The organism is Pseudomonas ficuserectae (assembly GCF_024584585.1).
In the GTDB taxonomy this organism is placed as follows: domain Bacteria; phylum Pseudomonadota; class Gammaproteobacteria; order Pseudomonadales; family Pseudomonadaceae; genus Aquipseudomonas; species Aquipseudomonas amygdali.
The window spans coordinates 4707125-4724289 of sequence record NZ_CP085684.1 but is presented as its reverse complement, the minus strand read 5'-3'; the positions used below and the strand labels follow the sequence as shown (position 1 = coordinate 4724289).

Annotated in this window: 16 protein-coding genes and 2 pseudogenes; 5 read left to right on the top strand and 13 right to left on the bottom strand. The window is 58.6% G+C overall.

The annotated features are described in order from the left end of the window. Window position 1 precedes the first annotated feature (1 nt). The 4 genes from LJU29_RS20910 to LJU29_RS20895 all read right to left on the bottom strand — a co-directional run bounded on the left by LJU29_RS20910 (window position 2) and on the right by LJU29_RS20895 (window position 4143). A complete protein-coding gene (locus tag LJU29_RS20910; protein WP_005756757.1) occupies window positions 2–1114 on the bottom strand; it encodes a BMP family ABC transporter substrate-binding protein in 1113 nt (370 codons plus the stop codon). Window positions 1115–1129: 15 nt separating this feature from the next. Next, window positions 1130–2935: an allophanate hydrolase gene (gene atzF, locus LJU29_RS20905; RefSeq protein ID WP_257111151.1), complete on the bottom strand. Its 1806-nt coding sequence runs from the start codon at window positions 2933–2935 to the stop codon at window positions 1130–1132. 249 nt (window positions 2936–3184) lie between these two features. Beyond that, window positions 3185–3565 (bottom strand): glyoxalase superfamily protein, encoded by a 381-nt coding sequence (locus LJU29_RS20900; protein ID WP_005756751.1) that lies wholly within the window; start codon window positions 3563–3565, stop codon window positions 3185–3187. Between the two features lie 98 nt (window positions 3566–3663). Continuing rightward, the gene (locus LJU29_RS20895; protein ID WP_005756749.1) at window positions 3664–4143 is read right to left on the bottom strand and encodes an Lrp/AsnC family transcriptional regulator; all 480 of its coding nucleotides are present in this window, start codon (window positions 4141–4143) and stop codon (window positions 3664–3666) included. Window positions 4144–4306: 163 nt separating this feature from the next. Between LJU29_RS20895 and LJU29_RS20890 the strand changes: the two are divergent. Beyond that, a pseudogene (locus LJU29_RS20890) lies at window positions 4307–4927 on the top strand (LysE family translocator). A gap of 49 nt (window positions 4928–4976) precedes the next feature. Here the strand turns inward: LJU29_RS20890 and LJU29_RS20880 are convergent. Then, window positions 4977–6398: a sugar porter family MFS transporter gene (locus LJU29_RS20880; RefSeq protein ID WP_002552378.1), complete on the bottom strand. Its 1422-nt coding sequence runs from the start codon at window positions 6396–6398 to the stop codon at window positions 4977–4979. Window positions 6399–6707: 309 nt separating this feature from the next. Between LJU29_RS20880 and hmpA the strand changes: the two genes are divergently transcribed. The 3 genes from hmpA (at window position 6708) to LJU29_RS20865 (ending at window position 9154) form a co-directional block, all read left to right on the top strand. Further along, window positions 6708–7895, top strand: a complete 1188-nt coding sequence (gene hmpA / locus LJU29_RS20875) for an NO-inducible flavohemoprotein (protein WP_257111148.1) — start codon at window positions 6708–6710, stop codon at window positions 7893–7895. An 88-nt stretch (window positions 7896–7983) separates the two neighbouring features. Then, window positions 7984–8400 (top strand): ester cyclase, encoded by a 417-nt coding sequence (locus tag LJU29_RS20870; protein ID WP_054996494.1) that lies wholly within the window; start codon window positions 7984–7986, stop codon window positions 8398–8400. A 127-nt stretch (window positions 8401–8527) separates the two neighbouring features. Next, on the top strand, window positions 8528–9154 hold the full coding sequence (locus LJU29_RS20865) for a glutathione S-transferase family protein (RefSeq protein ID WP_257111147.1): 627 nt from the start codon (window positions 8528–8530) through the stop codon (window positions 9152–9154). Window positions 9155–9370: 216 nt separating this feature from the next. Here the strand turns inward: LJU29_RS20865 and LJU29_RS20860 are convergent, their stop codons facing one another. Further along, the gene (locus tag LJU29_RS20860; RefSeq protein WP_004656149.1) at window positions 9371–9532 is read right to left on the bottom strand and encodes a DUF2986 domain-containing protein; all 162 of its coding nucleotides are present in this window, start codon (window positions 9530–9532) and stop codon (window positions 9371–9373) included. A 66-nt stretch (window positions 9533–9598) separates the two neighbouring features. Further along, entirely contained in the window at window positions 9599–11344 is a 1746-nt protein-coding gene (locus tag LJU29_RS20855; protein WP_054995818.1) for an OPT family oligopeptide transporter, read from the bottom strand. 172 nt (window positions 11345–11516) lie between these two features. On the opposite strand from LJU29_RS20855, the gene LJU29_RS20850 reads away from it, so the two are divergent. After that, on the top strand, window positions 11517–11972 hold the full coding sequence (locus LJU29_RS20850; RefSeq protein ID WP_044319585.1) for a GNAT family N-acetyltransferase: 456 nt from the start codon (window positions 11517–11519) through the stop codon (window positions 11970–11972). Between the two features lie 30 nt (window positions 11973–12002). Here LJU29_RS20850 and LJU29_RS20845 read toward each other — a convergent pair whose 3' ends face one another. From LJU29_RS20845 to LJU29_RS20820, 6 genes and pseudogenes are all read right to left on the bottom strand, one after another. Beyond that, window positions 12003–12500: a P-loop nucleotide/nucleoside kinase family protein gene (locus tag LJU29_RS20845; protein ID WP_044323371.1), complete on the bottom strand. Its 498-nt coding sequence runs from the start codon at window positions 12498–12500 to the stop codon at window positions 12003–12005. 74 nt (window positions 12501–12574) lie between these two features. Continuing rightward, window positions 12575–12862, bottom strand: coding sequence for a YceK/YidQ family lipoprotein (locus tag LJU29_RS20840; protein ID WP_257111146.1), 288 nt, complete (start codon window positions 12860–12862; stop codon window positions 12575–12577). A 40-nt stretch (window positions 12863–12902) separates the two neighbouring features. Beyond that, window positions 12903–13856 (bottom strand): annotated as a pseudogene (locus LJU29_RS20835) (alpha/beta hydrolase). 48 nt (window positions 13857–13904) lie between these two features. Then, the gene (locus LJU29_RS20830; RefSeq protein WP_011167980.1) at window positions 13905–14924 is read right to left on the bottom strand and encodes a transketolase family protein; all 1020 of its coding nucleotides are present in this window, start codon (window positions 14922–14924) and stop codon (window positions 13905–13907) included. Further along, entirely contained in the window at window positions 14921–15769 is an 849-nt protein-coding gene (locus LJU29_RS20825; RefSeq protein ID WP_005743283.1) for a transketolase, read from the bottom strand. Before LJU29_RS20825 ends, LJU29_RS20830 begins: the two co-directional genes overlap by 4 nt. Window positions 15770–15787: 18 nt before the next feature. Then, window positions 15788–17089 carry an MFS transporter gene (locus tag LJU29_RS20820; protein WP_257111145.1) on the bottom strand — a complete coding sequence of 434 codons (1302 nt, stop codon included), beginning with the start codon at window positions 17087–17089 and terminating at the stop codon, window positions 15788–15790. Window positions 17090–17165: the final 76 nt, after the last annotated feature.

The following is a 17165-nucleotide window of genomic DNA, read 5'->3' as shown; positions in this document are numbered from 1 at the left end:
CTCAGAGCTGGCCAAGTACACCTTCGACCAGGTAATTCATGCTCTCCAGGGCGATGTCGGTCTGGCCTTGTGACACACCATCGGCAATCACCACTGCGCCTTTGTTGTCCTTGAGCGGGCCTTTGAAGATCACGAACTGCCCGGCCATCATTTGCGCCTTGATGGCATCCGCTTTCTGTTTGGCGTCGCCTGTTACCGCAGGCCCATAGGCGGAAGTCTTGACGAAGCCTTCCTTGAGCCCGCCACGCAGGAAGTTGATCATCGGCGCGCCGCTTTGGGCTGCCGCGACATGGGCGCGATAAGGCGTTTCCCAATTCCATTCGGCACCGGTCAGGTAACCTTTTGGTGCCAGCGCGGCCTGGCTGGCGTGGTAGCCACAGGTCATCACACCGCGCTTTTCAGCCGTCTCGACGATCACCTTGGGGCCGTCGACATGGCAGGTCAGCACGTCACAGCCCTGGTCGATCAGGCCGTTGGCGGCTTCTGCTTCCTTGACCGGCAACGACCAGTCACCGGTAAAAATCACCGTGGTCACGATGCTCGGGTCTACCGAGCGTGCGCCCATGGCAAAGGCATTCAGGTTGCGCAGTACCTGAGGCACAGGCTTGGCGGCGACGAAACCGAGTTTTTTGCTCTTGCTCATGTGCCCGGCAATCACGCCGTTCAGGTATTGCGCTTCGTCGATGTAACCGAAAAAGCTGCCCGCGTTGATCGGGTCCTTACCTTTCTGCCAGAGGCCGCCGCAATGCGCGAAACGCACGTCCGGGTACTTTTTCGCGACCTTGACCACATGCGGCTCGAAGTAGCCGAATGAGGTCGGAAAAATCAGTGTTGCACCGTCCTGACGGATCATGGCTTCCATGGTCTTCTGTACGGCCACGGTTTCCGGGACGTTTTCCTCTTCGATCACTTTGACGTTGGGCAGCGTCTTGATGATGGCTGCCGCCTGGGCGTGAGCCTGGTTGTAGCCAAAGTCGTCGCGAGCGCCGACGTAGATGAAACCCACCACCACCAGCGGCGCGTCGGCTGAGTAGGCACGACCAAACGGCAGTGCTGCGCTCAGGCCGATAATGCCTGCCAACTTGATGAAACTGCGACGATCAACGTTCGACATGCGTGCTACCCCTGATCAATGAGCGATGGAAGATGTGTGCGCGGCGCGGTAGGCGCGCCAGCCTTTGAAATCAGTGATGTCCAGCGCGCCCTCAAGGCCGGCTGGCTCACAGATGAAACCCTTGACCCACTGGCCGTCGGCCAATTGCAGAGAACCGATGCCCAATGGCGCGGGAATCGCGGCGACGAAGGCCCCGAACAGGTTCAGCGGCATTTCCCAGACCTCGACTTCGATGCGCTCGCCCTGGTCAGGCACACGCACTAGGCCCGGCTTCGGTGGCGAAGTCCCGGCCAGTGCATACAACCGGTAATCTGCGCTGGTGGTTGTGGTACGCAGCAGACGGGCACTGCCTTCGAGCAATTGCCAGTTGAGCGGCTGGCCGACGAGGTGCGCGCCGACAACCGCGACCTGCACGACAGGGCTGTTGCGGGGCAGGGGTGCCATCGCGACGGCTTCGCTCTGGTCTGTCTTGCCGAAGAGTGGCTGCCAGGCTGCGGCTATTTCTGCCAGGCGTTGGTCGGCACCAGCGGGGCCGATCAGCGTGATGCCCGCAGGCAAACCGTCGGCACGGCGCTCTGTCGGGACGGCGAGGGCGCACATATTCATCAGGTTAACGAAGTTGGTGTAATAGCCGAGCTGTGAATTGAGCTCGACCGGATTGGCGAGCACTGCATCAATGGTCGGCATGCAGGGCGCCGTCGGGACCACCAGCACATCGACCCCGGCCAGCAATTGCTGGGCTGTTCGCGTCAGATCCGCCAGTCGATAGCGGGCATTGAATGTGTCCACGGCATCAAACGAAGCGGCGCTCTGCAGGATGCCGCGCACCACTTGATGAATATTGTCAGCATGGGTGGTAAAGAATCTGCCTACTGCTGCCCGCCGCTCGGCCACCCATGGGCCTTGGTACAGCAGGGCCGCCGCTTCGGCGAAGACATCGAAGTCGATGGGTTCGATAGTCACCAGCGGGTCGCTTTGCAGGGCTTCCAGGGTTTTGATGTAAGCCGTTTGCGCCTGAGCATCACCGAAGAACTCGCAGTGCCTTGGCACCGCGACACGCCGAGCCCTGCGCTGCACCGCCAATGCCTGCACGGCCACACTGGCCGGGTCGAGCGGATCGTAAGCCGCTATGACCTGCGCCACTTGCCAGGCTTGTAGTACATCCCCGGCAAATATCGACGGGCAGTCCAGCGTGCGGCAGGCAGGCACGACGCCTCGGCTGCTGAACAGGCCAAGGCTGGGCTTGAGCCCCACGATACCGTTGAAACCGGCGGGTACTCTGCCTGATCCTGCCGTGTCCGTGCCCAGTGCAAAACTCACGTAGCCACGCGCGACGGCCACCGCCGAGCCGGAGCTTGAACCGCCGCTGACGTAGGCCGGGTCTTGGGCATTGCGCACTGCCCCATAGGGCGAGCGGACACCCACCAGACCGGTGGCGAATTGATCGAGATTGGTCTTGCCCATCAGTATCGCGCCACTGTCGAGCAGTAGCTGGACGACGTGAGCATTTTCCTTGGGCGTGTAGGCGAAAGCCGGGCACGCAGCCGTGGTCGGCATTCCGGCCACGTCAAAATTGTCCTTGACCGCAAACGGCACGCCGAACAGCGGCAGTTGCTCATACACCGAATCGCCCGCTTCTGCGGCAATGCTTTCCAGTGTCTCCGCCCTTTCAAGAAGCTGCGTCACGGGCACGCGATGAATCCAGACTTCCGTCCGGTCATCCGCATCAATGTGCGCCGTCAGGGTTTGCACAAGTGCCGTCAGGGTTGTTTGACCTGAACGTAACGCCGACTGAAGTTGGGAAATATCGAGTGCGGTCATAGTGGTGTTCATTCATGTATACAAGATGAACTGGCACGTTTGCACGTTATGGGCCAAGGTTGACCGAAGGCGGATTGGCAGGGGATTAAAGGCTGTTAGCGAAGTTTTTTGACGCAGTCATGCGTCATCTTTGCGCTTGAACGCGGCAATGTGCACAACGATGGATCACGGCATATCCATTGTGCAGGCAGTGGTGGCGTCAGCCGGACAACCGGTTTATCGGCCTCCGCTGACGTTAATGCGTTTGCCTCAACTCTGGCAGAACCTGATGCGGTTGCCGAACGGATCGCAGACTTCAAGTACCTGGCCCCAGCCCTGCTGAACAATGCCGGGTCGTGCATAACCGTACTGCTTGCCAAGCTGCTCATCGCGCAATTGCTCGATGTTTTGAGTGGGAATAAACACCGCAGCCCCCGGACAGGCGTCGCCGTGATGTTCGGAAAGGTGCAAATGCAGGCCATTGCGGCTGATCCCCAGATACAACGGCAGATCGGCCTCGAAACGATGCTCGAATTCGACGCTGAAACCGAGAAAGTCGAGGTAGAACTCACGCGCTTTGCGTTCGTCGAACATCCGCAGGATCGGGATTGCACTATCGAAAGTCACAGTGGCTTGCTCGGTCGTGGACATGACTATTCCTTTATTGAAAACGATCGATTGTTTGATGTTTGCAGGCGATGCATGTTTGCTGACCCGAACTTGCCATCCAGGGCCTAAGCCTGATGCGGTCAGGCCGCAGGTTTGACCGGAAATGAGACGAAAGGCTTTATCTCCTTCAAGACGAACATGCTCTGCATCTCTTTAATCCCGGGGAGCCTTCTGACCACCGTCATGGCGAAGTCAGCAAACGAATCCAGGTCGCGTGCCACCACCTGAAGCAGAAAGTCGGCATCTCCGCCGATGCTGTAGCACGCCACGACGTTCTCCAGTTGCATGACTTCCTGCTCGAATTTTCTTGCCTCGGCTTCACTGTGAGAGTCGATGCTGACCCGAATGAACACCATGACACCCAGCCCGATCTTGCGACGGTCCAGCACCGCTCTGTAACCCAGCACATAGCGATGCTCTTCAAGTTGTTTGACCCGTCGCCAGCAGGGCGAGGCAGACATGCCGATCTGATCGGCCAGGGTCTGATTGGTGATCCGGCCGTCCTGTTGCAGGGCCGTGAGGATCCTCATATCAATCGAGCTTAACGTCGCTGAGGTCATAAATACCGTTACTCCGCCTGGATGGGGAAACTTATACCGGTTTCAGCCGCGAAGCCAGTAAGAACAGGTGATTTTTTCCGGCTTCAAGCGCGTAGTATTTTTGAACATGGAGCTTGAGCAGGCTCTGTATTCAAGCTGGCTGTTACATTTCAAGGAGTGCTACATGCTGGATCTGACTCAGGCTCTTACGTACTCGGCAGCGCTGGGCATTGCCGCGGCCATTCCCGGCCTTGGCATGGCAGCGCTGGTTGCGCGCAGTGTCAGTGGCGGTGCGCTGTCAGGCTTCTGCCTGCTGGCCGGTCTCATCCTGGGGGATCTGACCTATCTGTCATTTGCGGTATTCGGCCTTGCAATGATTGCCGAACACTTCAATGCGTTGTTTCAGGTCGTGCGTTGGGGAGCCGCGATTTATCTGTGCTACCTGGCCTGGCAGTTCTGGTTCGCAGACCATCAAGCCATAGAAATCGGAAAATCAGCAAAGAAAACAGAGTTGCTGTCTGCGGCCGCTTCAGGATTGACCATCACCTTGGGCAATCCCAAGACGATTGCCTTTTATCTGGCGCTTTTACCGTTGGTCATCAATCTCGAAACGGTTTCTTTGCAGACCTAGGGGCTGGTTCTGGTGCCGTTGACTGTATTTGTGCTGCTGGGGGTAGGGGCAGTATTCATATTTGCCGCATTGCGCATTCGACATTTATTGTCGAGCGAGCGCGCCCAGAGAAAACTGTTTCGCGGTGCGGCGGCAATCATGGTCGCGGCGGCAGCGTCGATGCTGGTGCGCTGATCTGCCTGGAGGGTAGATGAGGCCGTTGATGGCCTCATCCGGTCAGCCGTTACAGCTCCTTCTTCAGATGCTTCTCGATCTGCTCAAGCGACTTGCCTTTGGTTTCCGGAAGGCACAGGAAGACAAATATCAACGAGCCGACGTTGATGGCCGCAAAGATGAAGAACGTCGGGTTACCGATGGTATCGACTGCAATCGGGAAGGTGAATGCCACCGATGCGTTGAACAGCCATTGCATCGATACCGCTGTGCCGGTCAGCAATCCGCGCACCTGCATCGGGAACAATTCCGACATCAGCAGCCAGTAGACCGGCGAGATGCACATCTGCATGAACAGCAGGAACACCAGAATGCAGGCGAGGGCGGTGTAGCTCTGGGTCAGGTTCTGCGGCATGAATTGCAACACGCAACCCAGCGCTGCCTGCATCAGGATGACCATCACCAGCCCGGTCATCAGCAAGTGCCGACGGCCATAACGGCCAATCGCCCAAATGCCGAGCAGGGTCGCGATAACCGATACCACGCCGTTGCCGATGGTGGCGGTCAGCGCGGCGTTGGTGCCCATGCCGGTATTCTTGAGAATGATCGGGGTGTAGTACATAAAGGCGTTAACGCCTGTGAGCTGCGCGGTAAAGCCCAGGCCAATGCCGATCAGCAACAACTTGATGACCCAGCCCTGACGCAGCAACTCCCTGGCTTTCGGGCGATGACGAGCCTCCTCGTCCTGCGCTTTCATCTCGTCCACTTCGCGCTGCGCATCCTGCTTGTTGGTGCGCAGTTGCTCCAGCACATCCTGCGCTTCATCGAAGCGGCCTTTGGACGCCAGCCAGCGCGGCGACGGCGGTACGAAGAATGTACCGACCAGCAGCAACACTCCCGGGACCATGGCGATGGCCAGCATGTAGCGCCAGATGCCAGGTGTGTGCAGCAGAGCGGCCATGACCGCGCTCAGAACGTAGGCGAGCAACTGGCCGCTGACGATCATCAGTTCGTTACGGCTGACCAGTCGCGCACGACGCGACGGCCCGGCGATTTCGGCAATGAACACCGGCACCGTAGCCGAGCCGCCACCCACCGCGATACCCAGCAGGAAGCGCGCAGCGACCATGAACGGAATGGAAGGCGCGATGGCCGTGCCCAGTGCGCCAGCAATGAACAGCACCGACAACAGGCGCAAGGTCAGACGGCGTCCGAAACGGTCGGAGATGTAGCCGCTGGCAAGCGAGCCAAACGCAGCGCCGACGATCAGTGAGGCGGTGATCATTCCTTCGCTGTAGGCATCCAGGCCCAGCCCGCCCTGATCGGTGGGTAGCGTCATGAAAGGCAATGCACCGGCGATGATGCCGGTGTCATAGCCGAACGCCAGCGCACCCATGGTGGCCACGAGCACGGATATAAAAATGAGTCGATTCGGTGAAGCGCTTTGCCGACCTTGCGGATCGGCCGCTGCTGAGGTGCTACTTGAAGACATGAATCTGAAGTCCTTCGTTTGAAACCAGCGTCGCGCCAGTACGTAGATGTCAGGCTTAGGGCGATGTGTTGCGCGCTAGTTCCCTACAAACCCGGTCGGGATTGAATTCTTGAAGGCGTTCTGCGTGCGAGGATGGCTGAAACGATTAACTGCGCCTGGTCGTAATGACCAAAATTTTCCATTTTTTGGTCAATAAGACTCAGTCTTTTTGACTGGTAAGTCTGCTATTAATTGATTTTAAATAGGTTTTTATCTGGCATGCGCGTTGCTCTGACTCCATAAACGAAACTACACACTCTGGAGTGGATCATGCTCAGCACTGCCCATCGCGACATCATTAAAGCCACCGTACCGATCCTTGAAACAGGCGGGGAGGCACTGACCACTCATTTCTATCGCATCATGCTCAATGACTATCCTCAGGTTCGTCCGCTGTTCAATCAGGCCAACCAGGCAAATGGCGCACAGCCACGGGCGCTGGCCAATGCGGTGTTGATGTACGCGCGCAATATTGATCGCCTCGAAAACCTCGGGCCGCTGGCGGCGCAGATCGTCAACAAACATGTCGCGCTGCAGATACTGCCGGAGCATTATCCGATTGTCGGTGCCTGCCTGCTGCGCGCCATTCGCGAGGTGCTGGGCGCAGAGATCGCAACGGATGCAGTGATCGATGCATGGGCTGCGGCGTATCAGCAACTGGCTGACATGCTGATCAATGCCGAGCGCGATGTGTATGAAAGCATCGCCGCAGCACCGGGTGGCTGGCGTGGCGGACGGCTGTTCAAGGTTGTTCGCAAGGTGCCGGAAAGCAGCGAGATCATGTCGTTCTACCTGCAGCCTGTTGATGGTAAACCGGTCATCGCGCACAAGCCCGGTCAGTACATCGGTATCCGGTTGAACACCGAAGGCGGAGAAATTCGTAGAAATTACTCGCTCTCTGCGCCTGCCAACGGTGTGAGCTATCGCATCAGCGTCAAGCGAGAGCAGGGGGGCGTTGCGTCCGGCTACCTGCACGATCAGGTCGCAGTGGACGACACCGTAGAATTGTTCCCGCCCTCTGGCGAGTTCGTGCTTATCGAAGGCAGCAAACCGCTGGTACTGATCAGCGGCGGTGTCGGTATCACCCCGACGCTGGCCATGGCGGAAGCGGCGTTGCAGGCAGGTGGCCGACACGTCGTGTTTATCCACTACGCGCGTAATGCCAGCGTGCAGGCGTTCCAGGCGGTCATTGATGATTGGCGCGAGCGATATGCGCAGTTTGCGGCGCACGTGGTTTACAGCGAAGCTACGGCCGGTGATGTACCGGCAAATACCGTGACGGGGCTTGCTTCGACGGAGCATCTGCAGCAATGGTTGCCGGAGGACACGGATGTCGAGGCCTACTTTCTTGGTCCGAAGCCGTTCATGGTGTTCATGAAGCGCGCGCTGCACGAGCTGGGTGTTCCGGACGGGCAGAGCCATTATGAGTTTTTTGGTCCGGCCGAGGCGTTGGCCTGAGCGCATTCAGATGCGCAGAAGCGCATATCTTTTGAAGCATCCCCTTAAAAAGGCTGCTTCAAGTATTTTTTGAACAGGAGGGCACGCCATGAATCTGACCGAGCGATATCGAGCTTATATTGCCTGTCTCAACGAACGCCGCTGGCAGGACCTGGGCGATTTCGTCGACGACGACGTGCAATACAACGGCGAGCGGATCAGCGTGGCCGGCTACCGGGCGATGCTGGAAAACGACGTCAGGATTATCCCTGACGTGCGTTTCAACATCGACTTGCTGGTGGTTGAGGCGTCACAGGTTGCTGCCCGCCTGATATTCAACTGCTCGCCGCAGGGGCGATTTCTGGGGCTGGATGCGCATGGCCAGCGCATTACCTTTTCTGAAAACGTGTTTTACACATTCAGCGACGGCAAGATTGTCAGCGTCTGGTCGGTCATTGATAAAGCCGCAGTGGAGCGAGAACTTCGTGGCGAGCCAGCGGCCGGCTCCAGTGACAGAGGCGCCTGAAATTTTCATCGGTGTGCAGCTCATCAACGCAGCTTTTCCGGCACGCTCGTCGAAGTAACAGCATTTCAGGGCACTCCCCGGTGGCAGCGCAGTCTTTTCTAGACACTTTCACCCCGCGGAGCCCGACATGATCACTGTCCACCACCTGAACAACTCACGTTCGCAGCGCATTTTGTGGCTGCTTGAAGAGCTCGACCTGCCCTACGAGATCAAGCGTTATCAGCGCGACCCGAAAAGCAATCTTGCGCCGCCTGAACTCAAGGCTGTCCATCCGCTGGGCAAATCACCGGTTATTGAAGATGGCCCTCATGTTGTCATCGAGTCAGGCGCCATTGTCGATTACCTGATCCGCCGTCATGGCGATGGCCGACTACAACCGGACCCTGCCAGCGCTACCTACGATGAGTACGTGCAATGGCTGCATTTCGCGGAAGGCTCGGCCATTCTCCCGCTGATGCTCAACCTGTACGTAGGACGTCTGGGTGACGCTGGCGCACCGCTGCATCCGCGAATCCAGTCAGAGCTGGCCAATTATCTGGGTTACCTGAACGACTCTCTGGGGTTGACGCCTTATCTGTTGGGAGAAGATCTGAGTGGCGCGGATATTCAGATGAGCTTCATTGGCGAATTCGCCAAGGCTCAGGGAATGCTGCAGCCGTACCCGAATGTGACGGCGTGGGTTGAAAGGCTGCAGGGCAGGCCTGCGTACCGCAAGGCTTTGGAGCAGGGCGGGGAATATTTTTTCGCCAAGTAACCGCCGTGCCTTAGGCGCTGGCGCCGCGCATAGTCACGAGAAGTGTTCTCCCGGACACCTCTCGTTCCCATGCTCCAGCGTGGTAACGCAGTTCTCGACGCTCTGCGTCGCAAGAGGACGCAGAGCGTCCAGAAAGGCATGCGACGCAGAGCGCCGCACGATAGTTGCGGTTATCGTTCCGCACGCTCTGCGTCGCCAAGGCGCGTACGTTGCTGGTCAGCCTTCGGACAGGCTTACCGAATCCTGATCCGCTTCGGCCGCCAGCTTCAAGCGGTCGGCCTTGCTGATGTATTTGGCCTTGCTCTGCGGGGCCAGTTTTGCGCTGGCCTTTTTTGCGTGGGCTTTCAGTAGCTGCTGTATTTTTTTACGACGATTCATGCTCTTCAACTCGCTTGCAGATGCGTGGATGATACCAGCTGGAATATCTGCTCATACACGCGTCGATTACCCTACGTTCCCAACCATCTGCCACAGCGACGCCCCGACACCGGTGATGCTCTCTCCGGCAATCAGGCCTGCCGCTGCGGTAATGGCGAAGCGTTCTGTAAGGGACGGCCAGCGACAGTTCACCAGCCAGGTGAGCACCGCGCCAAGGGCCATCATCAGAGATACTGAGGCTGGCAGGACAAAAGCCAGGCCCAGGGCGGCGGCGCTCGGCATGTACCGGGTGCGATGGGCGGGTAACGTGCTGTCGAGGATGCCCAGCAACAACCCCGCCAGCCCGCCGATGAAAATTGCCCAGCGGATACTCGCTGACAATGAATCCAGGCCGTGGGTCAGCGTTTGCGCGACGGCTTTCCAGGTGGCCACCGCCGGGGCGGGCCATTCCTCGGTAAGCAGCATCGATTGCGGGTCCGGGATCAGCGCCATGTAAGCCAGGACGCCGACGATGCTGCCGACGAAAATCCCCAGTGTCTGGGCGATCAACTGTTTACGCGGCGTGGCACCAATCGCCCGACCGACCTTGAAATCGTTCATCAGGTCCGTGCATTGCCCGGCAGAACCTCCGGCCGTGTTGGCGCTCATCAGGTTGATCGGCACCTGCCCGGGCGCGACGATGCCGAAGCTCAGTTGCGATAACTGCCCGATTGCCCCAATGGGAGGAATGCCGGTGGCACCGACCACTCGAGCCGCCACGGCCGCCAGGCAGATTGCCAGGGGAATGGTCAGCAACGCCATCCACAGGTTAATGCCGAACAACAGCGCCTGCAGGCTAACGACCAATATGATCGCCAGTACGAAACCGGCGGCAGGCCCTGCCTTTGGCATTGACCACGTCGTCCCGCCACTGGCTCTGGTGGATTTGTGCAGTGCCCACAAACGAATCACCAATGAGGCCAGGGTCGAGCAGACCATCAGGCTTACACCCGGCCACAGCAACCATTCCACCAGTGCTGCGAACTGCGGGCCGCTGCTGTCGGCCGGTAATATCACCAGCCCCTGTTCCAGCAGCCACGGCCCCACGCCGCCCCAGGCCAGCAGAGCACCGAGCAGCAGGGTCATGCCGACGCGAATGCCGATAATTGCGCCAAACCCCACCAGCAGCAGCGAAGGGTCGGCGGTAAAGGTCAGACGCTCCAGGTGAGCGCTCGGCGACCAGCGCGGGAAGGCCCATATGAACGTGTCGACCCATTTGGCCAGCGCAGACAGCAACGCGGTGCTGAGCAGCACCTTCAAGCGTATTGCGGCTTCGCGCCCATGGTTGTAGATGTGTAGCAGGGTTTCCAGAGTGGCCATGCCTTCGGGAAACTTCAGCGACTTGTCGTTGAGCAGTGATGGGCGCAAATACCAGGCAATCCAGATCCCCAGAAAACTTACCGAGAATACCCAGGCGATCATCGGGACGGCATCCAGTTGCTGACCGGTCAGCAAGGTATAAGCCGGAATCGGCGCGACCAGCCCACCGGAAATGATCGACGCAGCCGCCGATGCCACGGTCTGATTGATGTTGCTCTCATGCAGCGTCCACGGCAGATGCTCGGATGAACGCTTTGAAAGCCCTTGCCATATCGCATAGCCGATCAACAAGGCGATGATCGACATATTGAACGACCAGCCAATCTTCAACCCGGCGTACACATTGGAAGGCGTCAACAGGATACCGAGCACGACCCCGGTAATGACCGCGCGCAGACTAAGCTCGCGCTCGACAGGACTGACAAGAGGGATCGATGGCGAGGTTGAAAGCATGCGAGTTCCTTTCGGCAATGAGACAAGGCAACCTATAAAGTGAGCGTCATAGTGGCCGAAGGTTCAGATGACGGAGTCAGGCGAGTGTTTGAATAACTTCCGCTGACCGCTTTTCTCCGGCGATGGCTCGGGTTAGCTTGCAGAAATCGGACTATTCCAGTGAGGATAAAAAGTGACGCACGTGGACATCCGGAAAGTCATCGAACTGCCGCCGCAGCTCCTGATATTGGAAAAAGAGGCCGTCGCGCAGGGATTCAGGTTCGTCACGCGATTGATCGACGACTGGGAGTCCGGAAATAACAGATTCGATGCTCAGGGCGAATGCCTCATGGGTGCATTTCTGAACGACGATTTGGTGGGCATCGGAGGTGTTTCGCGTGATCTGCGTACTCAGAGCAACACCGGCAGGCTGCGAAGGGTGTACATCGCAGGCTCATATAGAGGTCAGGGTATTGGCAGAATCCTGGTGGAGCGCCTGGTGTCGCAGGCGTCTCGACACTTCCGTGTCTTGCGCTTGTTTACCGACACTTCAAGTGGCTCTGCATTTTACGCGCGCTGTGGCTTCCAGCGAGTGGACGAGGATGACGCTACGCACATGAAATTTCTGAAAGAGTTCGCAAGCCGTTGAAGACGTCGACAGTGGCTTATTCACCGTGGATTATTTAATGAATCCCCGACGGTGAATAAGAATATCCAGCCCCTCTTCAGTATCGGGAACACAGAAATAACCGGTGATCAGCTTGAACTGTTCATCTGTCGCTGCAAAATCGTGATCTGCTTTTTCGTTGCGAGCATGCAGTCTGGCAAGGCAAATATCATCTTCTACATCGAGATAGTGCAGTCGATGCTTAACCTGAGCGTCTTCAGCCAGGCTGAGAAGCCACTCACGGTCTGCAAGCGTGTTTGCAGGAAAATCCAGAACCAAGCAAATGTCTGACTTCAGCATGTCTATGACCAGAGGGCCGATGATGTCGCGAATTCTATGTGCCAGGCGTACGTAGTCAGACACCGATTTGATCTCGTCAGGGTAGAGCCGCGAGAGCCACTGATCTTCACTCAGCAGAATCGCCGAGTATTCAGCCGCGAGTGACTTCGCGAGCGTCGATTTACCGGATGCGATCTTGCCGCACAGGAGGTGAAGTTTCGTGGCTAGCATCAAGGCGTGTCCTTTTCCCGTCGTAAAATATGCATTCCTGAAGAGAGGGGAGTCCTTAACTCTGTAGGGCCCTCTCAACCAAGCACATTCAGCCCATCATTGAAATGGCACTCGCGATCATCACCGCCAAGGTTTTCCGGCAGGAAAGCGGTGAGGTCGTAGGGCAAAAACAGCGTATCCAGCGCCAGAGAGAACGGTACGTCTATCAGGCAGGGCCAGGTTGATGTCACGTCTTTGGTACCCCATGCCCAGCCGTGTCGTGTTCCGGGATAGACGCAACGTTCACCATCAAGCTGATACATCAGGCTCCAGCAGCCGCTCAGTGAGATGGACGTAGCAAGTAACAGGCATTGCTTGAACATACAGTCCCTTGTTTCCGAGTGATGCAACGTGTGCGTCATTCTAGTCGCATAACCCTGCGGCAATCATCCTGCGAACGGCGCGGGCAATATCTTGCGTCGCCTGTCCGGTCTGCTCGCCTGGCAACTGATCGAACATATGCGGCACGCCTGGATAGACGTGCATTTCAACAGGCACTCCCGAGCGCGACAGGGTCAGTGCGAATGCCAGGTCCTCTTCAAGAAACAGATCGAGTGCGCCAACGCAGATGAAAGTGGGCGGCAGATCGCTCAGGTCGGTGGCCAGTGCGGGGGAGAACAGGGTCTTGCGATCATCGTCCAGTGCGTAGGCACCGCGCAGGCTTTCCCAGCAAAAATGATTGGCCTGGCGCGACTAGCTGAAAGTGCCGGTAGTCGGGTTGGCTGGCGGAGCGTCAGGCGCGCCAGTGCGGTGATCGAGCATGGGGTAGATCAGCACCAGACCGGCGAGTGTCCGCAGCCCTTTGTTTCTTGCCAGCAGGGCGAGCGCGGCAGCAAGCCCGCCACCGGCACTGTGGCCCATGATCACCAGGTTGCCGGTGTTCATGCCCAGCGTCGGCCCGAGGCTGAATATCCACTCCAGCACTGCGTAACAGTCTTCCAGCGGGATCGGGAATGGATGCTCGGGGGCGAGCCGGTGATCGACAGCGACGATTATTGCGTTGAGCTCGACGGCTAGCTCTGCGAGGTAATCATCGGCCATCTCCGGGCTGCCCAGAACAAAGCCGCCGCCGTGGATATACAGGATGACGGGGAGTCCAGAGTGAGAGAGCGAAAGGTCCGGACGATAAAGACATAACCTGACGCCGTTGTCCGAATCGGAGGAGGTCCAGTGTTGCTCGCCGCGCTTGGTGGCGGCGGTTGCCCATGGGGCGCTGACGCGAGCCCTGATGTCGGCAAGGGTGTGCAGCGTCCAGTTGCTCGACGGCTCGTCCATGAACCAACGATAGGCCGGGTCCAGTAATTCATCGGCGTTCAATACGTGCTCCCGAGGCGCAGGGAAATAAGCCCCTGCGCCTGTCAGTGTTTAAAGCCACGCCTTGATTTGCGTACAGACGGCGGGCGTGGAAATGCCATAACGATCATGCAGTGTAGGCAGCGCTCCAGCGTCGAGAAAAGCGTCCGGCAGGGCGATCTGCCTGAAGGTCGGTGTAACGCCATTGCGCAGCAACACCGTCGCCACTGCTTCGCCCAGCCCGCCGATAATCGAGTGGTTTTCGGCGGTCACCACCAGACGGCCTGGTTTTCTGGCTTCCGCCAGAATGGTCTGCTCGTCCAGCGGCTTGATGGTCGGCACGTGCAGCACTGCAACATCGACACCGTCGGCTTGAAGTGCCTTGGCCGCTTCCAGGGCACGCATGGTCATCAGGCCGGTGGAGATGATCAGCACGTCGTTGCCGGTGCGCAGGGTCTTGGCTTTGCCGATCTCGAATGTGTAACCGTATTCGTCCAGCACCAAGGGCACGTTACCGCGCAGCAGGCGCATGTACACCGGGCCCTGATGCGCTGCGATCGCAGGGACCGCCTGTTCTATTTCCAGTGCATCACAGGGGTCGACGATCATCAGGTTGGGCATGGCGCGAAAGATCGCCAGGTCATCGGTGGCCTGATGGCTGGGGCCGTAGCCGGTGGTCAGGCCCGGCAGGCCGCAGACGATTTTGACGTTGAGGTTGTCCTCAGCAATCGCCATACAGATGAAGTCGTAGGCGCGACGTGAGGCGAACACCGCATAAGTGGTCGCAAATGGTACGAAGCCTTCCCGAGCCATGCCCGCAGCCGCGCTCATCAGCAATTGTTCGGCCATGCCCATTTGGTAGAAACGTTCAGGGTGCGCTTTGGCGAAGATGTGCAGGTCGGTGTATTTCGACAGGTCAGCCGACAGCCCGACGATATCCTGACGTTGCTCCGCGAGCGCCGCCAATGCATGACCGAACGGAGCCGGGCGGGTGGCCTGACCCTCGGAGGCGATGGACGCGATCATCGCCGAGGTAGTGAGTTTTTTCTTCGGGGCAACGGACGGAGCCGAGGTGTTATTGGCAGAGCTCATACGGTTTTCCCCTCGTCGAGGTTGTTCAGTGCGACGTCCCATTCGTGCTCATCCACGCGGATGAAGTGGGTCTTTTCACGGGTTTCCAGAAACGCCACGCCCTTGCCCATTTTCGTGTCGCAGATGATGACCCTGGGCTGAGCGCCGACGTGTTGGCGGGCCGCGTCGAAGGCTGCGACCAGTGCGTTCAAGTCGTTGCCGTCGACGCGCTGGGTAAACCAGCCAAACGCCTGCCAGCGATCCACGATGGGTTCGAAAGCCAGCACTTCACTGGAGTGGCCATCGGCCTGCTGGTTATTCACATCGACGATCGCGATCAGGTTGTCCAGTTTCCAGTGCGAGGCGGACATGGCCGCTTCCCAGGTCGAGCCTTCGTTCAGCTCGCCGTCCGACAGCAGGTTGTAAACGAAAGATCTTGAGGCCTTGCGCTTCAGCCCCAGGCAGGCACCTACCGCAATGCCCAGACCATGACCTAGCGAACCGCCGGTTATTTCCATTCCGGGGGTGTAAGTCGCCATCCCGGACATGGGCAAACGGCTGTCATCCGAGCCGTAGGTTTCCAGTTCATCGAGCGGGACGATTTCCGCCTCTATCAATGCCGCGTACAGCGCAATGGCATAGTGGCCGATCGACAGATAAAAGCGGTCGCGCTGCTCCCATTCAGGGTCTTCAGGCCGATAGTTCAGCGCGTGAAAATAGGACACTGCGAGCAGGTCCGCAGCGCCCAGTGCCTGTCCGACATAACCCTGGCCCTGAACCTGGCCCATGCGTAATGCGTGCCGGCGAATGTTATGAGCACGCTGCGCCAGCGAGGTTGAAGGCGCAGATAAAGTAGTGGCTGTCATGGTGATTACTCCGTTGACTCAACGATTGACCGAGGCGGCAGGGATGCGCAGCACCAGATAGGCGCCGATGAACAGCACGCCGGTAATCAGGTACATGCCGATGGCGCTTGAGCCGGTCGTGGTGGTGATCCAGCCGATCAGGTAGGGCGAACAGAAGCCCGCGAGATTGGCGAAACTGTTGATCCCGGCAATCCCGGCGGCCGCCGATACTCCGCCCAGCAGCGTGGTAGGCAGCATCCAGAACATGGAGGACGCCGAAAGAATGCCCGCAGCGGCGATGCACAGGCTGAGCACTGACAGCAGCAGATTGCCGCCGAACAGCGCTGCCAGGCTTAACCCCAGAGCGCCTGCGATCATCGGGCCGACCAGGTGCCAGCGGCGTTCTCGATGCTTGTCGCCGCTGCGCCCCATCAGCAGCATCACGACGATTGCGCACAGGTAGGGAAGGCTGGTCATCAGGCCGATGTGCAGCGGGTCGGAAACGCCTGCGTTGCGAATCAGCGTCGGCAGCCAGAAGGTGATCGCGTACTGGCCCATCACCACGCAAAAGTAGATGCACGCCAGCAGCCACAGACGCTTGTCGCGAATGAAGGCGCCTACCGACGCGTGTACCACTTTCTGGCTGTTGTCCTCTTGCAGCTCCTTGTTGACCAATTCCTTTTCTTCAGCGGACAGCCATGTCGCCTGATGCACGCCATCCTTCAGATAGCTCAGTACCAACAAGCCGACGATCACCGTCGGGATCGCTTCAAGGACGAACATCCATTGCCAGCCGGCCCAGCCATGAACGCCTGCGAAGCGGGTCATGATGTAGCCCGACAGCGGACCGCCGATCATGCCGGACAGCGGGATGGCGATGAACCAGAGCACGGTCATGCGCGCGCGGCGATAAGAGGGGAACCAGTACGTCAGGTACAGCAGCAGGCCCGGTGCCAGACCGGCTTCCGCCACGCCGAGCAGAAAGCGCAGGGCATGGAACTGCCAGGCGGTTTCGACAAAGGCGAAGAGGGCGGAAATGATGCCCCAGGAGATCATGATGCGGGCGATCCAGCGTCTTGCCCCGACGCGATGAAGGATCAGGTTGCTGGGCACCTCACAGAGGAAATAGCCGATGAAAAACATGCCTGCACCCAGCCCGTAGACGGTTTCGCTGAAGGCCAGGTCGTTCATCATCTGCAGCTTGGCGAAGCCGACATTGACACGGTCCAGGTACGCGCACAGGTAGCACAGCATCAGGAACGGCATCAGTCGCCAGGCGGTCTTGCGGTAGGCACTGGCGCGCGTGGTCGACACCGCGTCGAGGGTCATGGTGGTTATCATGATGGTCTGATCTCTTGTTTTTATAGACCGCCAGGCATTCGCCCGGCGTATCGTCGATCCAGAACAAACACGGGCT

Coding starts and splice junctions, on each gene's coding strand:
- LJU29_RS20865 (WP_257111147.1), top strand. CDS start 8,528: ATGATCACTGTCCACCACCTGAACAACTCACGTTCGCAGCGCATTTTG.
- LJU29_RS20830 (WP_011167980.1), bottom strand. CDS start 14,924: ATGAGCTCTGCCAATAACACCTCGGCTCCGTCCGTTGCCCCGAAGAAA.
- LJU29_RS20820 (WP_257111145.1), bottom strand. CDS start 17,089: ATGATAACCACCATGACCCTCGACGCGGTGTCGACCACGCGCGCCAGT.
- LJU29_RS20840 (WP_257111146.1), bottom strand. CDS start 12,862: ATGTTCAAGCAATGCCTGTTACTTGCTACGTCCATCTCACTGAGCGGC.
- LJU29_RS20895 (WP_005756749.1), bottom strand. CDS start 4,143: ATGACCTCAGCGACGTTAAGCTCGATTGATATGAGGATCCTCACGGCC.
- hmpA (WP_257111148.1), top strand. CDS start 6,708: ATGCTCAGCACTGCCCATCGCGACATCATTAAAGCCACCGTACCGATC.
- LJU29_RS20825 (WP_005743283.1), bottom strand. CDS start 15,769: ATGACAGCCACTACTTTATCTGCGCCTTCAACCTCGCTGGCGCAGCGT.
- LJU29_RS20860 (WP_004656149.1), bottom strand. CDS start 9,532: ATGAATCGTCGTAAAAAAATACAGCAGCTACTGAAAGCCCACGCAAAA.
- LJU29_RS20845 (WP_044323371.1), bottom strand. CDS start 12,500: ATGCTAGCCACGAAACTTCACCTCCTGTGCGGCAAGATCGCATCCGGT.
- LJU29_RS20870 (WP_054996494.1), top strand. CDS start 7,984: ATGAATCTGACCGAGCGATATCGAGCTTATATTGCCTGTCTCAACGAA.
- atzF (WP_257111151.1), bottom strand. CDS start 2,935: ATGACCGCACTCGATATTTCCCAACTTCAGTCGGCGTTACGTTCAGGT.
- LJU29_RS20910 (WP_005756757.1), bottom strand. CDS start 1,114: ATGTCGAACGTTGATCGTCGCAGTTTCATCAAGTTGGCAGGCATTATC.
- LJU29_RS20900 (WP_005756751.1), bottom strand. CDS start 3,565: ATGTCCACGACCGAGCAAGCCACTGTGACTTTCGATAGTGCAATCCCG.
- LJU29_RS20855 (WP_054995818.1), bottom strand. CDS start 11,344: ATGCTTTCAACCTCGCCATCGATCCCTCTTGTCAGTCCTGTCGAGCGC.
- LJU29_RS20880 (WP_002552378.1), bottom strand. CDS start 6,398: ATGTCTTCAAGTAGCACCTCAGCAGCGGCCGATCCGCAAGGTCGGCAA.